11 protein-coding genes and 1 other annotated feature are annotated in these 15,337 nt (G+C 39.4%); of the genes, 7 read left to right on the forward strand and 4 right to left on the reverse strand.

Features of this window, described 5'->3' with window-relative positions:
• Nucleotides 1–181: 181 nt before the first annotated feature.
• From D9780_RS00490 to D9780_RS00505, 4 genes are all read left to right on the forward strand, one after another.
• Complete coding sequence (locus D9780_RS00490; RefSeq protein ID WP_077706311.1) at nucleotides 182–1,534, forward strand: TrkH family potassium uptake protein; 1,353 nt, start codon at nucleotides 182–184, stop codon at nucleotides 1,532–1,534.
• 732 nt (nucleotides 1,535–2,266) lie between these two features.
• Nucleotides 2,267–2,590 carry a PadR family transcriptional regulator gene (locus D9780_RS00495; protein ID WP_073009642.1) on the forward strand — a complete coding sequence of 108 codons (324 nt, stop codon included), beginning with the start codon at nucleotides 2,267–2,269 and terminating at the stop codon, nucleotides 2,588–2,590.
• Nucleotides 2,583–3,143, forward strand: coding sequence for an HAAS signaling domain-containing protein (locus D9780_RS00500; RefSeq protein WP_121638882.1), 561 nt, complete (start codon nucleotides 2,583–2,585; stop codon nucleotides 3,141–3,143). The genes D9780_RS00495 and D9780_RS00500 overlap by 8 nt, the downstream gene beginning before the upstream one ends.
• Nucleotides 3,136–3,933 carry a DUF4097 family beta strand repeat-containing protein gene (locus tag D9780_RS00505; RefSeq protein WP_121638883.1) on the forward strand — a complete coding sequence of 266 codons (798 nt, stop codon included), beginning with the start codon at nucleotides 3,136–3,138 and terminating at the stop codon, nucleotides 3,931–3,933. Before D9780_RS00500 ends, D9780_RS00505 begins: the two co-directional genes overlap by 8 nt.
• A gap of 370 nt (nucleotides 3,934–4,303) precedes the next feature.
• On the opposite strand, the gene D9780_RS00510 is transcribed toward D9780_RS00505, so the two are convergent.
• Together D9780_RS00510 and D9780_RS00515 are read right to left on the reverse strand one after the other, a co-directional pair.
• The gene (locus tag D9780_RS00510) at nucleotides 4,304–4,909 is read right to left on the reverse strand and encodes a DUF1541 domain-containing protein (RefSeq protein WP_121641392.1); all 606 of its coding nucleotides are present in this window, start codon (nucleotides 4,907–4,909) and stop codon (nucleotides 4,304–4,306) included.
• 334 nt (nucleotides 4,910–5,243) lie between these two features.
• Nucleotides 5,244–5,567 carry a four-helix bundle copper-binding protein gene (locus D9780_RS00515; protein WP_121638884.1) on the reverse strand — a complete coding sequence of 108 codons (324 nt, stop codon included), beginning with the start codon at nucleotides 5,565–5,567 and terminating at the stop codon, nucleotides 5,244–5,246.
• 371 nt (nucleotides 5,568–5,938) lie between these two features.
• Between D9780_RS00515 and D9780_RS00520 the strand changes: the two genes are divergently transcribed.
• Nucleotides 5,939–8,035, forward strand: a complete 2,097-nt coding sequence (locus tag D9780_RS00520) for a heavy metal translocating P-type ATPase (protein WP_121638885.1) — start codon at nucleotides 5,939–5,941, stop codon at nucleotides 8,033–8,035.
• Nucleotides 8,036–8,177: 142 nt separating this feature from the next.
• Here D9780_RS00520 and D9780_RS00525 read toward each other — a convergent pair whose 3' ends face one another.
• On the reverse strand, nucleotides 8,178–8,636 hold the full coding sequence (locus D9780_RS00525; protein ID WP_073009660.1) for an Hsp20/alpha crystallin family protein: 459 nt from the start codon (nucleotides 8,634–8,636) through the stop codon (nucleotides 8,178–8,180).
• Nucleotides 8,637–8,954: 318 nt separating this feature from the next.
• On the opposite strand from D9780_RS00525, the gene helD reads away from it, so the two are divergent.
• A complete protein-coding gene (gene helD / locus D9780_RS00530) occupies nucleotides 8,955–11,252 on the forward strand; it encodes an RNA polymerase recycling motor HelD (RefSeq protein ID WP_162985748.1) in 2,298 nt (765 codons plus the stop codon).
• A gap of 90 nt (nucleotides 11,253–11,342) precedes the next feature.
• Here helD and D9780_RS00535 read toward each other — a convergent pair whose 3' ends face one another.
• Nucleotides 11,343–11,939 carry a hypothetical protein gene (locus D9780_RS00535; protein ID WP_116278476.1) on the reverse strand — a complete coding sequence of 199 codons (597 nt, stop codon included), beginning with the start codon at nucleotides 11,937–11,939 and terminating at the stop codon, nucleotides 11,343–11,345.
• Nucleotides 11,940–13,149: 1,210 nt separating this feature from the next.
• Nucleotides 13,150–13,407 (forward strand) — a binding site (T-box leader).
• A gap of 563 nt (nucleotides 13,408–13,970) precedes the next feature.
• Here D9780_RS00535 and ltrA point away from each other — a divergent pair.
• A complete protein-coding gene (gene ltrA, locus D9780_RS00550; RefSeq protein WP_121638889.1) occupies nucleotides 13,971–15,233 on the forward strand; it encodes a group II intron reverse transcriptase/maturase in 1,263 nt (420 codons plus the stop codon).
• Nucleotides 15,234–15,337 lie beyond the last annotated feature (104 nt).

Genomic DNA, 15,337 nt, shown 5'->3' on the forward strand with positions numbered 1-15,337 from the left:
AAATAATCGGTGTTGTAACACTCCCTTTAACAAAGATTTTGCAGGATGCATGGAAAATAACAGCGCCTTAGGGGACACTATAGGAGTGTATTGTGATTTTGCCATAAACATTTGGTGAGATCTAAGTTTTTCTAAGCAATGTGCGTAGGTATCTGTTCACTTATAGAAAGAGGTGGGGATGATGAAAAAAATTATCTCATTACATCCAATACGTGGAATTATTATTCATTGTAATCCGCCACAAATTTTAGCATTGACGTTTTTATTTTTTATTGTCGTAGGCGCATGCTTGCTAAAAATGCCTGTAGCTACGTATACGTCTATAACTTGGTTAGATGCTTGGTTTACGGCTACTTCTGCCATAACTGTCACAGGTTTAGTTGTTGTTGATACTGGCTCAACTTATACCTTGTTCGGAGAAATTGTCATTATGTTTTTAATGCAAATTGGCGGGCTAGGTCTCATGACTTTCTCTGTACTTATTTTAATGATGATGCGTAAAAAGATTGGGTTACGACAAAGGTTGTTAACACAGGAGTCCTTAAATTTAAATCAAACCTCGCTAGGTGGACTCCTTCGTCTTGTGAAATTATTATTTATTTTTTCGATTACGATAGAAGCAATTGCTTTTATATTCCTTGCTGTAAAATGGGTGCCCACGTACGGTTGGGCTGACGGGTTAAATTATAGTTTGTTTCATAGCATATCTGCTTTTAATAATGCAGGGTTTTCGCTTTGGTCTGACAGCCTCTCGCAATATGTAGGTGATCCGTTAGTAAATATTGTTATTACAGGATTATTTATTACAGGTGGTCTAGGATTTACGGTTTTGGTAGATATTTGGGATAAAAAAGGATTTCATCGATTGTCTTTGCATTCTAAATTAATGCTCGTTGGTACGTTAGTTATTAATGTTACTGCTCTATGCATATTATTTGTTTTAGAATATAGTAACCCAGAAACGATTGGTAACTTTTCATTCGTTGATAAACTATGGGGGTCGTATTTTCAAGCGGTAACACCAAGGACGGCTGGTTTTAATTCTTTGGATATTGCTGCAATGAACGAATCTTCTATACTTGTTACGATGCTACTGATGTTCATCGGGGCAGGAAGTGGGTCTACTGGTAGCGGAATTAAAGTGACAACATTTGTTGTTATGTTGCTAGCAACGATGTCGTTTTTACGTGGAAAAAATGAAACAACAGCGTTTAAGCGAACAATAAAATCTCACGTTATTGTTCGTGCCCTTTCGATCATGATGATTAGTATTAGTTGTATATTTATAGCTATTTTCATGTTGACAGTCACTGAAAATGCGCCATTTCTAACGATTGCATTTGAAGTGATTTCTGCTTTTGGTACTGTAGGGCTATCCATGGGACTGACGGGCGAGCTTACTACTCTTGGGAAAGAGGTCATTATGATTATGATGTTTATTGGACGAATAGGACCACTTACCATGGCGTTTGTGTTTGCTAAAAAAAGGGAATCGTCAATTCGGTATCCAGAAGAAGATGTGTTTACTGGTTAAAGAGAGGAGTATCCTCTCTTTTTCGAAGAATGAGGAAGTATAAAATTTGTTGCTTTTGTTGGATGCCGATTTAGCGGAATAGCGACGTACGGCTCTAGCACCCAGCAACTAGGCGACTTCACGAAATCGCTCTACGATAAGTTATCATCGGTTCGTGCCTTACGGAGGTTCATTTATGTCATTCCAGCCGCCACGTTGCTAAACGGGCGCCCCGAGCCTTTGTTCCTATAGGGAAGGTGTAATAAAAGTGAAACGACGGCTTTCACCATAGAGTAAAGCTTTCACGATAAGCCAAGTGTTTTGTCTCCATTTTTCGTGGTTATAATAAAAAGTTCAAGCCATTGCTTATGGAAGCTTGGTTTCTAACATAGGTAAAACAATAAACTTTATTTTAGTACCTTGCAATATTCAGTACTAAAGTATATTATATATATAGGTACTAATTAATGTATAATAGTGAGTGATAAAGTGTACTATGCCGAATATTATATACCTTCGTCACACCTGTGCAAGTTAATGAATAAAGATTTAGTTCGTTACATTGTTTTAAGCCGACTAAAAACGGATTTGCCGTAGGGCATCGGCATACTCCTGTTGCAAGAGCATGATTCCTAAAACTTTCGTTGATTCGTTCCAGTCGCTACGTTGCTGAACGGGCGCTCCGAGCCTTTGTTCATGGTTTTAGTGCAGAAGGTAGAAAGTTAAATATAAGAAATGAGGTGCTTAAACTACATGAATGTTCAATTTAAAAAAGGTGCTCTGGAACTGTGTGTGCTTGCTTTATTAGATAAGCAAGATCATTACGGCTATGAGCTAGCAAATAAAATATCGAAAAGAATCGCTATTTCGGAAGGTTCTGTTTATCCATTATTAAGAAGGCTTGCAAAAGAGGAATATTTTACAACCTATCTACAAGAATCAAAAGAAGGGCCATCTCGGAAGTATTATTGTCTGACGGATAAAGGAAGAGACTATTTGCATCAATTGATTCATGAGTGGGTGCAGTTTACTAGTGGCGTAAATAAGTTGTTGCAGGAGAGTGATCATATTGAATAAAGATGTATTTATGAAAAAGTTAGCTGCAGGTATTAAAAAACTTCCTAAAGAGGAGCAAAAGGAAATTCTTCAAGATTTTGCAGAGCATTTTTCCGTTGGTGTGGCAGAAGGTAAAACAGAAGGGGAAGTTGCCGCTGCTTTAGGGGCTCCGAATCAGGTTGCTAAAGAGCTTGTAGCAACCTACCATTTGGAAAAAGTGAATCATAGTTCTAATGCGGGGGATGTATTTCGTGCGGTTTGGGCTGTTATTGGTTTAGGTTTCTTCAATTTAGTCATTGTATTAGGGCCATTTATTGCTTTAGTTTCATTGATTGCTTCTGGGTGGGTAATCGGCGGATCGTTTATATTATCTCCGTTAGTTGTTTTAGTAAATGTCGTTTTATACCCTGAGACGTTGCTTTTATTTGATGTATTTGTCTCTATTGCCTTAACAGGTATTGGCATTCTTATTATTATCGGCATGTACTATGTTACCCGTTATATGTTTAAGGCTTTTATGAAGTATTTACACTTTAATGTTAAAATGGTCAAAGGTGGTCTGAACAATGAGTAAATTGAAAAAACTTATTTTAGTTGCTATTATATTCATTATTATAGGGGGTGTTGGATGTTTGTTTACATTTAAATCATTAGTTAGAGAAAATGTCGATATTACGGAAGAATTTTCTGCTGATGAAATAACAAATTTGGAACTTGATATGATTAATGAAGAAATAACTATTATCCCTACTGATGGTTCAGACATCGTTTTAGAACTGAAAGGGAAAAGTAACGAGCCAGATAAAAAATTTCTGGACATTGACAAAAAGGAAAATACGTTAAAAGTACGGAAAAAGTCGGAAAAATTCAAGTTTCGTTTTTTTAACCAAGGTGATTCACTGACACTTACGGTACATTTACCACAAAAAGCGTATGAAACGATCCAAGCTGATACGAAAAATGGAACAATTCACGGGAAAAAGTTCACTGTAAAAAGCTTACAAGCCTCAGGAGCAAATGGAGAAATTATGCTGGATGAAGTCATAACTGACACGACAGAAGTTTCCACGCAAAATGGCGGCATTGAACTGAATGATGTAGCCGGAAGCCTGCATGGAGAAACAAGTAATGGATCAATTACTTTGACTGCTAAAACCTTGGATCAATCGATGGAAATGAATACCGAAAATGGAAGTATTGATATAAATGTAGAGGAAGAACCGACGAATGTGACGTACGACTTGCGCACGGGTAATGGTGGTGTCGAAGTGTTTGGTACGGATAATTGGAATGCTGTTGTTGGAGATGGAGAGCATGTTATTAAAGCGAGGACAGCTAATGGAAGTATTATCATAGCAAAATAATATCTAGTGCGTAATACTAATCTGACTTCGAAGGTTTATTTCTTAAGTTTTACAAACGAATGCAAAAGGATTCCGTGGCATATTCGCACGGAATCCTTATTCATAGGCTTTATAATGGCCTAGGAAATTATAAAATGCAGCTGTGGATAAAATTACTAAGTTATTTAACCACGTCCGGCTCCAGCGCCCTAATCTAAGTCATCATCGGTTCGTACTAAATAGGAAAGCCGACTAAAGGTGGGCTTGCCGGAGGGCGACGGCATACTCCTGTTGCGGGGGCATGATTCCACTCGCGACGTTGCTAACCGGGCGCACCAAGCCTTTGTTCCTATAATCTTTGAAGTAATCTTTTTTAAAAGTAGCTATCTGCTTATTGTTCTACAGAAGATAGTTCATCTTCTGTAACCCATTTGTGATTAGTAACCTCTTCATCGGTTGTTGTTGACGTATAATCAACCATATAAACGGTTGTTTGTTCTGCTGAATCAATCGTAGCCTTAGCGCCGTCCATACCTTTCATATGGGAGGCTTGAATTGTTGCCTCATCCCCTGGCTTCAAAGGCTCTTTACCCACATCTTTTAATTCTTCATGAATCACCCATTTGTGGTTTTTTACTTTTTCACCACCGTCTGTCGGGGTGTACGTAACGGAATATACCGTTGTGTCGTATGCACCTTTAATGGTTGCCTCCGCACCTTTCATTCCTTCCATATGACTCGCTTCAATAATCGCTTTACTATCAACAGGGAATTTAGGGTTTTCTGCTTCTTTTAACCCGTCAGGAACCTCCCCTGAGCTAGAATGCATCATATCCTTATCTTCTGCATCATTGGAGTCGTTTTCTTGATTTTTTTCCTCTTGTTGTTGATTGGTATCTGTGTTTTCCTTATCTTGTTCGTTTTCTTGATCCGTTCCACAAGCAGCGAAAACAGTTGCGAATAGAATTACCATTAGACTGAAGATCCATTTTTTCATGTTCATGTGTTATAACCTCCTTCTATATAGAAAAATACTTTCGTAGTAGTGAAAAAACTTTAACTAATAGCTAAATGTTAATGTATATTTATGAAATATTATCCCTGTTCTTATAAAAGAATATACATCATCTGTGCTTAAAATTGTTGTTTTTTTCCTATAACTCGTTCTTTAGGCTTTCCACTGTAAGAATCCCCACTTCAAAATTTGGGTGGTTTAAACAAATTTAAATGGAAGATTCCAGCGCTTACATTCCTTATTCTTAAGGGCTTTAGCAAAACGCTTGGTTATCAAACGGTGGATGGAGAACCTTCCGCTAAAATGAAGTCATATATTAGGCTGCACGGCAAACTTCCGCACATTTAAAACAGGCTTCTGCACATTTTTGACAATGGTCGTGTTCGTGCTTTTTGCATTCTTCGCCGCAAGCTTCGCAAATAGTTGCGCATAAAGCAGTCAATTCAGACACGAATGGCGTCCCTTTCGTAAGTGCTTGTTCGACATAGCTGCAAATATCTGCGCATTCACGATCTAGACGAACGCAATTCGCCATCATGTTTAAGTTGTCCTCTCGTAAGCAAGCATCATAGCAATGATTGCAAGCAGTCATGCATTCATGTAAAGCTTGAATTAATTCCTCTTGTTGTTGATGTGCCATTCTATCTTCCTCCTTTTAGTTCGTATGTTTCCCATGCAATGCGTTTTTAAACATGTTAATAGCAATGTTTTGTCAATGTCTTAAAAAGGGATTGTTTTATCCTGAATATAAGGTGCTGTAAGACTCATAAATTGAAGATACGAGTTTGAACAAGTGTAAGAAAGAAAATAACGGCACCTAAATCCTTTTTTCGTAAGAACTTTTTACGTTATCTCTTTGAATGCTCTAATAGTGGAATGAAAGAAGCTTCACTTTATAGTAAGAAATTAAAAATTTTTGTTTGACAGTTACCGTAGGGGGGTATAGTATTGTGGTATGAAAATTTAGTTTGTAACTTATATTAAAAAAGGAAATGAAGTAGGAGGGGTATAATGAAACAAAATGAGGATCATAAGCACAAACATTACGGTCACCATCATCAGAACGACCACTCTCATCATGATCACCAGACTCATGCGCATAATGAAAACATTGCGCACCAAGGTCATGGGGAGGGGCATCAGCATCATGGACATCACGGCGGTCATGACCATGGAGATATGGTAAATGACTTTAAAAAACGGTTTTTTATTTCACTTATCCTTACGATACCTATTTTAGCTTTGTCCCCAATGATTCAAGAATTTATTGGCGTTGATTGGCAATTTCCATTCGATCAATATATTTTATTTGCGTTATCGACCTTTGTTTTTTTCTATGGTGGCTGGCCGTTTATTACTGGAGCCATTCGTGAATTAAAAGACAGAAACCCTGGGATGATGACTTTAATTGGTTTAGCGATTCTCGTTGCTTATGGGTATAGTTCTCTTACAGTGTTCGGTTGGGAAGGAAAAGATTTCTTCTGGGAACTAGCGACACTAATTGATATTATGCTACTTGGGCATTGGATAGAGATGCGTTCGGTAATGGGGGCATCTAATGCGTTAGAGCAGTTGGTAAAACTCATGCCGAATGAAGCGCACAAATTAGATGAGCAAGGAAATGTACAAGATGTACCATTATCTGAGTTAAAAAGTAAAGATTATGTGATCGTAAAACCGGGAGAAAAAGTTCCAGTTGATGGCATTATTAGGGATGGGAAATCTGCGGTAGATGAATCGTTATTAACTGGTGAATCTGTCCCCGTAGAAAAAGGGATAGACGACGAAGTAATCGGTGGTTCAGTGAACAAGGAAGGTTCTCTTACCATTCAAGTAGAAAAAACCGGCGAAGAATCATTCTTGTCGCAAGTAGTCACGATGGTAAAAGAGGCACAAGAGTCGAAATCCAAAACACAAGATTTAACGAACCGCGCGGCAAAATGGCTGTTTTATATTGCCTTACTTTCTGGTTTTGTAACACTCATTATTTGGTTATTACTTGGGTATTCATTTGATGTGGCTATGGAACGGATGGTTACGGTTATGGTGATTACTTGTCCGCATGCATTGGGCTTAGCGGCGCCATTAGTCGTTGCTGTGTCGACATCCATTTCAGCAAAAAAAGGTTTGCTTATTCGTAACCGAGCTAATTTTGAAGGAGCGAGAAATTTAAATGCCATCGTTTTTGATAAAACAGGAACGTTAACAAAAGGTGAATTTGGTGTAACGGATATTGTGCCGGTAGAGGGACAAAGGGAAGTAGATGTACTTGCATATGCCGCCAGTGTAGAACAAAATTCTGAACATCCCATTGCAACAGGTATCGTTCAATCGGCGAAAGAGAAAGAAATACGTGTGGACAAAGTAACGGATTTCGAATCGATTACTGGTAAAGGGATTCAAGGGAAAGTGAATGGAAAGATAGTACATGTAGTTAGTCCGAAATATGTTCATAATAAGCAGCTCGAATATGATAAAGAACTATTTAACGAGATGTCGGAGCAAGGAAAAACGGTTGTGTTTGTGCTTGTAGATGAACAATTAATTGGGATGATTGCTTTAGCTGATATGGTGCGTGAAACAGCAAAAGAAGCAATATCTACGCTCAAAGAGCAAGACATTCATTCCATTATGCTAACAGGAGATAATAAAAAAGTGGCGAACTGGGTTGCAGATCAGCTTGGTATAGATGAAGTATATGCTGAAGTGTTACCTGATGATAAAGCGAGCCAAGTAAAAGAAATTCAGCAGCAAGGATGGAAGGTTGCTATGACAGGAGATGGCGTTAATGATGCACCGGCATTAGCAACTGCTGATTTAGGAATAGCGATTGGCGCAGGTACGGATGTCGCCATGGAAACGGCAGATGTTGTACTAGTGAAAAGTAATCCAAAAGATGTTGTTTCTCTAATGGATTTATCGAGAAAAACATATCGCAAAATGCTGCAAAACTTATGGTGGGCAACGGGATATAATATATTTGCCATTCCTTTAGCTGCAGGAGTACTTGCTCCAATAGGTATTGTACTTAGTCCGGCAGTTGGTGCTGTACTGATGAGTTTAAGCACGGTCATTGTTGCGATTAATGCGAAATTGTTAAAAGCGTAAACGGATGTGTCATATACGATAAACCAAAAAATCTATACTTTTTTAGCATGTTAAAAAGCCGAACTATCTTACTCCCTGTAAGGTGGGTAGTATCGGCTTTTAGAATTACTGCATACATGTTATGAGATTAAACTGTGCAAAATCAATGTGTATTTATTTTGATGCTCCGCTTCTTGTCGTCTTCAGTTTTGGGTACATGAATATAAAGAATTCCATTTTTATAGTCGGCATGAATTGCATTACTGTCTACATTGTTTGGAAGAGAAAATGAACGTTGAAATGCTCCGTAGCTATGTTCGATAAAGTGCATTTTTGTATCATTGTCGTCTTCTGTCTTTAATTCTTCTTTTTTCTCGCCTTTAATGGTTACTGTATTATGGTCTACCTCAATGTCAATATGAGCTGGATCCATTCCGGGAATTTGTGCTTCTATGACATATTCATGCTTCTTTTCCTTCATATTACATGCAATCGGACTGCTGAAAAATCTGTTCCATGGAGAATGATTGAGAAGCGAAGTGTCGTTAAAAAAAGATTGAAACACATTATCTAATTCGTTTTTAACATGTTTAATAGGGTGTTGTGAATGATTTGTATGCATTGTTTTTTAAACCTCCTCCTGTTGTATTCTAGTTTAGTGTATGTATTTTATGAGAAATTATAAATAAACTTTTGCGCAACAGGAAATAACTGAATGTAGGGATTACAAAATATAACGTATTACATAGTTTTAAAATCCAAGGGGAGGTCTAGTGGTAAATAATGGAAGTCATTAAAATAAACCTATTGAAGCAAAGACAGAAAGATGCTATGCTAAATAGGTTGAAGTATTGTATTTAGATTTTTATACATTTATCCTAATTTACATTATATCATGTTTGAAAAAGAGGGTCAAGGAAAATGGGAAGGGGTTGCGGAAATGCATGAAATGCATAAAGATTTGCTCCAAGAACAACAACGTGTAGATCGTATTCGAGGAGAAATTAATCAGAAAGAAAACAAATTATTGGAGAAAACTGCACAATTAAAAGAAAATGTCATCGAGTTAAGAAAGACATTTTGGGACGATGTAACTGTCAATTTGGATGAGCCGGATGATGTCATTGAAACAGAGGCAAGTATAAAACAACAAGCAGAACTGTTAGCACAAAAAGAAACCGTTCATGGCAGTTTGGCTAAAGAATTAAAAACATTAAATAAGTTAAAAGATAATCCATATTTTGGACGCATTGATTTTAAAGAAGATGGAGAAGAAAAAGAAAAAATTTACATTGGCATTGCTTCTCTTATGAATAAAGAAGAGGAGGACTTCCTCATTTATGATTGGCGAGCGCCTATATCAAGCCTTTATTACGACTATGCATTAGGTGAAGCAAGTTATCAAACCTTAGCGGGCGAAATCGCTGGAGAAATTTCTTTGAAACGGCAATTTATTATTCGCCAAGGAAAGATGAAGGCGATGTTTGACACGGGGCTTACCATTGGCGACCAATTGTTACAAGAGGCGTTAGGTAATAATGCAAGTACAACGATGCGTAATATTGTCGCCACCATTCAAAAAGAGCAAAATAAGATTATTCGTAATGAGAAGAGTAAATTATTGTTGGTGCAAGGTGTTGCTGGTAGTGGCAAAACTTCCGCAGCATTACAACGAATAGCTTATTTGATGTATCGTTACCGTAAACAGTTAAACCCAGAAAATGTGATGTTGTTTTCCCCTAATCCTTTGTTTACAAGTTATATTAATAATGTATTACCTGAGCTTGGGGAAGAGAACGTGAAACAAACTACCTTTTATCACTTTGTGCAAAAAAAAGTAGGAGATGATTTCTCTGTTGAATCTCCTTTTGATCAAATGGAGTACATGTTAACAAATAAACATACAATGACGGATCAAATACGTATGTGGGGAATTGAATATAAATCTTCTTTAGCATTTAAACAAATGGTGGATGACTATTTGGCAACTTTACATGACAAGGGGATTTGTTTTCGCCCTGTTTTATTTCGCGGAGAAGTCCTCATTTCCAAAGAGGCGATCGCTGATTACTTTTATACTATGGAATCATCCATTTCTTTACCAAACCGAATGGAGCTAGTAGTGGATTGGCTGTTGAAGGAATTAATTAGCATTCAACAGGAGGAGGTTTCGAAGGATTGGGTAGGAGAAAAGATAGAGCTGTTGGATAAAGAAGCCTATGCTAAAGCGTATTATAAAGCGCAACAACAAGGTGCGGACAGTGTGGTAGATGAAGAGGCTATTTTAAGAAAGGCCGTCGTTCATCAAATGTTTGCTAGTATGAAAGCGGAAGTGCAGGACTTTGCGTTTGTGGATGTCGCAAAAACATTTGAACAGTTATTTAAACATTATCCAGAGCAAGCTGAGCTCCCTAAGTTTTGGAAGGATATAGCTGCGCAAACAGTGAAACATATTCAAGCTAGCCGTCTGCAATGGGAAGATGTAACGCCATATGTGTATTTTAAAGGGCAGTTATTAGGAGATATGAAGGATCGATCCGTACGTTATTTAGTCATAGATGAAGCGCAAGATTTTTCAGTTTTTCAATTCGCGTATATCTCGGAATTATTTCCACATACGAGAATGACATTATTAGGCGATATAAATCAAGCTATTTATGCCCCAGTATCGAAACAAAATCCGTTGCTTCTAAAAGATGGAGAAGAGGTAGAGCGCATTACATTAACAAAAAGCTACCGCCCTACAAAGCAACTCGTCCAATTCACGAAGCATTTTGCCCCGGGTGAACATGAAATTGAACCATTTGAACGGGAAGGAAACAAGCCTAAGCTTATCTATGTAAACGAAGAGACGCAACGTAAAGAAGTGTTAAAGCATCAGATAAAGGATCTAATGAATGAAGGCTATGAAACGATAGCTCTAGTTACGAAATCTTTACAGGAGAGTAAACATATCTATGATGCGTTAACAGGGGAGGTTCCATGTACCTTATTGGATGAAGAAACGTATACATTATCAAAAGGAGTTTTGATCATCCCTGTATATTTAGCGAAGGGGATTGAATTTGATGCCGTTATTATTCCAGATGCAACGAATAGTAACTATACAAAGGCAGATCAAACTTTGTTTTACACGGCTTGTACGCGAGCAATGCATGAGTTAGTCATGATTGTTAATAAGGAGCCAAATATGTTTATCCAAAAAGCACCTGTAAGCACATATGAGACGGAAGAATAACATAAGAAGAGTGGTGAATCTAAATGAAACTTGGCTGCTTGTACAATGGCTGAGCAGCCAAGTGTTTTTTTATTACTCATTTGCTGTTTTCTAATGTTTATCTTTTAATCTGTATGGACGATGTAACGAAAAAATATGTACGGTAGCTTTCGTGTAGTAGATCATTCTTCCGGTAAATAGAATAATAGTTGTTGAATGATAGATAGCAATCGTTTTACAAATTGCTTTTCCACCGACTGTAAGGGCTGCAATGATACTTGTTAAAATAACAGAAATCAGTATGAAAGTGATGGATCCTTCTGAAGTACGGATCAATTTAGCGAGTTGAAATACAACAGCTGTAGAAGCTGCACCACTAACAATACCTGCGATGTCCCCAACTACATCATTAAATAAACTGGAAAATAATGGTGCTTTTTTAGCGATGAAAGCCGCTTCTTTTGCCCCTGTTATTTTCTTAGCTGCCATAGCATGAAAGTGTTTCTCGTTTGACGTAGCTGCAGCAAGTCCAACCGTATCTCCGGTAATACCGATTAGTATAAAGACAAATACAATAAACAAACTTAAAAGTAACCCCGCACCTTCCTGAAATAATGTAGATATACATGCAAACACAAAAGCCATTCCAAATGTTAATAAACTAATTCTACTGCTCCATTGTAAGGATTTCCGCATGAGTTTGAACAATTTCTTATCCTCCATTCCTAGGTTTTATCGTATAGAGATAAGTTACTGGAAAACGCTCCTGTTCGTTGTGAATTCGCTCCTGCTTGCGTGTAAATCGCTCATGTTCGTCGTAACCTCGCTCCTACCCGCTGGAAATCGCTCCCGTTCGTCGTAACTTCGCTCCTGCTTGCGTGTAAATCCGCTCCCGTTCGTCGTAACTTCGCTCATCCCCGCGCAGAACTCGCTCCCGTTCGTTGTAACCTCGCTCCTACTCGCGTGTAAATCGCTCATGTTCGTCGTAACTTCGCTCATCCCCGCGCAGAACTCGCTCCCGTTCGTTGTAACCTCGCTCTTGCTTGCGTGTAAATCGCTCCTGTTCGTCGTAAATTCGCTCATCCCTGCGCAGACCTCGCTCCTGCTCGCGTGTAAATCGCTCCCGTTCGTCGTAACTTCGCTCCTACCCGCTGGAAATCGCTCCCGTTCGTCGTAACCTCGCTCCTACTCGCGTGTAAATCGCTCCTGTTCGTCGTAACTTCGCTCATCCCCGCGCAGAACTCGCTCCTGTTCGTTGTAACCTCGCTCATCCCCGCGCAGAAATCGCTCCTGTTCGTCGTAACTTCGCTCCTGCCCGCTGAAAATCGCTCCTGTTCGTCGTAACTTCGCTCATCCCCGCGCATAACTCGCTCCCGTTCGTTGTAACCTCGCTCTTGCTTGCGTGTAAATCGCTCCTGTTCGTCGTAACCTCGCTCATCCCCGCGCAGAAATCGCTCATGTTCGTCTTAACCTCGCTCCTGCTTGCGTGTAAATCGCTCATGTTCGTCGTAACTTCGCTCATCCTGCGCAGAACTCGCTCCCGTTCGTCGTAAATTCGCTCATCTATAGTATAAAAAAGTGTACGTTAAGAAGGGGCGCTCTCCCGGCTACCACCCCGGGAGAGCATGTTGAATTACCTGTACTACCATCTTTATTCCTTTAGGTAAAAAAAATAACCAAAGGAATAAAATTTACCTAAAACTAATAAAGTTGCATATATGAAACATATAATATTTCTTGGAGAAAATCAACCATTTTAATTGAAAATTTAAAAATAAATTCACTTCCTCCAACAATTTATAGGGAATACCATATAAGCAAAACTCGCTTCAGGCATAGAAATTTTACTGTAATTCTTTATCCAACTTGACAGCAATGAGGCTTTCGTATAGGTTTATAGTAATGATGAAACAAACGACTACATTCATTGAGGAGAATGAGTAAGCGTAATGATGGTTCTCCAGAGAGTTGGCATTCTTGCTGTAAGCCAATGTTCCACTTATGTTGAAGATCCTCTCCGAGAAGAAAAGCTGATCCTGTAAGTAAGCTTTTCCGGAATCCTCACCGTTATCATAGAGGCGCGTATGAAATGTACGTTGATGAGTGCCGGAGAATATGGTTTACATCGATAACTCTGGAACCAGGGTGGTAACGCGGGTTTAAGCTCGTCCCTAATGATAATTAGGGGCGGGCTTTTTTGTGTGTGCCAGGCATGCACACATTCTCTAGGGTTCGAGTCCCGAACCACGAAGGCAGTAGTAGTGGTTAGCCTAAGACAAGGGTGTCTGGGGTGACCCAGAATCTGAAGGAAGTCGGCGGCAAATCTCCGCCCTTAGGAACACGAACTTCATAGAAGGCTAGGTGTACTTGGATGAGACTGCACAACAAGTCAAAGTCCTTACTGCCAAAGGGTACACAGAGTAAATGAAGTGGGGATATGGAGAGGAAGAATGTGTGCTTACCCCGGGAGATCTGACAGAAAAGCGGTGCACACGCCGTAACCGAACATGTAAGTGTTCGCTGAACTGTCAGAAGTCAGCCGAAGCCGTAGTACTAGATATTTCTAGGAAGGGCTGAATCATTGAAGAAGAATGGTCGCTTCGGAGTACGCAATACTTGATGAAGCAGAAACAAGAAAACCTTCCTAGTGAAGGAAGCGGTGAATCCCGTGGGGGACACTAGAAGGGCTGAGAGAAATTGCCACACAAGAAGAAAGAGCCATTCACGTAGGAGTTAGATATCATGTTGGAAAGCATTCTATCACGAGAAAACTTAATATGTGCACTGAAACGTGTCGAACGTAACAAAGGAAGCCACGGTGTGGATGAAATGCCCGTACAAAACCTACGAGCGCATCTCATGGAACACTGGGCTTCCGTTCGAGAACAACTCGAATCAGGTACCTACTATCCTCAACCCGTTCGCCGTGTCGAAATCCCGAAACCAAACGGCGGAGTGAGGAAGCTAGGAATTCCTACCGTGCTAGACCGTTTCATCCAACAAGCAATCGCACAAGTTCTAACAACCATCTATGACGCAACATTTTCTGAACATAGTTATGGTTTTCGCCCAAACAGACGAGGACATGACGCGGTTAGGAAAGCGAGAAGCTATATGAAAGATGGCTATCGCTGGGTTATAGACATGGATTTAGAGAAATTCTTTGATAAAGTACATCACGACCGATTAATGAGGAAACTGAGCCAAAAGGTCAAAGATCCGAGAGTACTTAAACTTATACGTAGGTATCTCCAAGCTGGCATTATGGAGGACGGAATCGTTCAACCAAACACAGAAGGAGCCCCTCAAGGCGGACCATTAAGTCCGTTGCTATCCAACATCGTTTTAGATGAGCTAGATAAAGAATTAGAGCGAAGGGGGCTCCATTTCGTCCGTTATGCGGACGACTGTAACATATATGTTCAATCGAGGAGAGCGGGATCGCGAGTGATGAAAAGTATCACTACATTTATCGAAGGAAAACTCAAATTAAAAGTAAATGAACAGAAAAGTGCAGTAGACCGCCCATGGAAGCGTAAATTCCTAGGATTTTCTTTCACATTCCATAAAGAGAACCCAAAGATTCGGGTTTCTAAAGAAAGTATCAAACGCTTTAAACAGCGTGTCAGAGAACTAACCTCAAGAAAGAAGTCTATGAATATGCAGGATAGAATCGCAAAGCTAAATCGATACTTAGTAGGTTGGCTAGGCTACTATCAGCTAGCAGAGACGCCCTCTATATTTGAAGTTTTGGATAGCTGGATTCGAAGAAGGATGCGAATGATACGCTGGAAAGAATGGAAGAAAGTCAAAACAAAATACAAGAATTTAATAAAACTTGGAATTAGTAAAGGAAAAGCATGGGAGTGGGCAAACACGAGAAAGGCTTATTGGCGTATAGCTAAAAGTCCGATCTTACATAGAGCATTAGGTGATCGATACTGGTCAAACCTAGGCTTAAAGAGTCTACATAAACGATATCAAACGATGCGTTGGACTTAAATGAAACCGCCGTATACGGAACCGTACGTACGGTGGTGTGAGAGGTCGGGGGTTAGTCGCCCCCTCCTACTCGATTGTCTCGCTTAATTTGACAAATCAAAAGT

This window comes from Virgibacillus sp. Bac330 (assembly GCF_003667845.1).
In the GTDB taxonomy this organism is placed as follows: domain Bacteria; phylum Bacillota; class Bacilli; order Bacillales; family Amphibacillaceae; genus Virgibacillus; species Virgibacillus chiguensis.

Excerpts from the sequence above, each read along its gene's own strand:
- helD (WP_162985748.1), top strand. The coding sequence starts at position 8,955 with ATGCATGAAATGCATAAAGATTTGCTCCAAGAACAACAACGTGTAGAT.
- D9780_RS00495 (WP_073009642.1), top strand. The coding sequence starts at position 2,267 with ATGAATGTTCAATTTAAAAAAGGTGCTCTGGAACTGTGTGTGCTTGCT.
- D9780_RS00525 (WP_073009660.1), bottom strand. The coding sequence starts at position 8,636 with ATGCATACAAATCATTCACAACACCCTATTAAACATGTTAAAAACGAA.
- D9780_RS00510 (WP_121641392.1), bottom strand. The coding sequence starts at position 4,909 with ATGAAAAAATGGATCTTCAGTCTAATGGTAATTCTATTCGCAACTGTT.
- D9780_RS00515 (WP_121638884.1), bottom strand. The coding sequence starts at position 5,567 with ATGGCACATCAACAACAAGAGGAATTAATTCAAGCTTTACATGAATGC.
- D9780_RS00490 (WP_077706311.1), top strand. The coding sequence starts at position 182 with ATGAAAAAAATTATCTCATTACATCCAATACGTGGAATTATTATTCAT.
- D9780_RS00520 (WP_121638885.1), top strand. The coding sequence starts at position 5,939 with ATGAAACAAAATGAGGATCATAAGCACAAACATTACGGTCACCATCAT.
- D9780_RS00505 (WP_121638883.1), top strand. The coding sequence starts at position 3,136 with ATGAGTAAATTGAAAAAACTTATTTTAGTTGCTATTATATTCATTATT.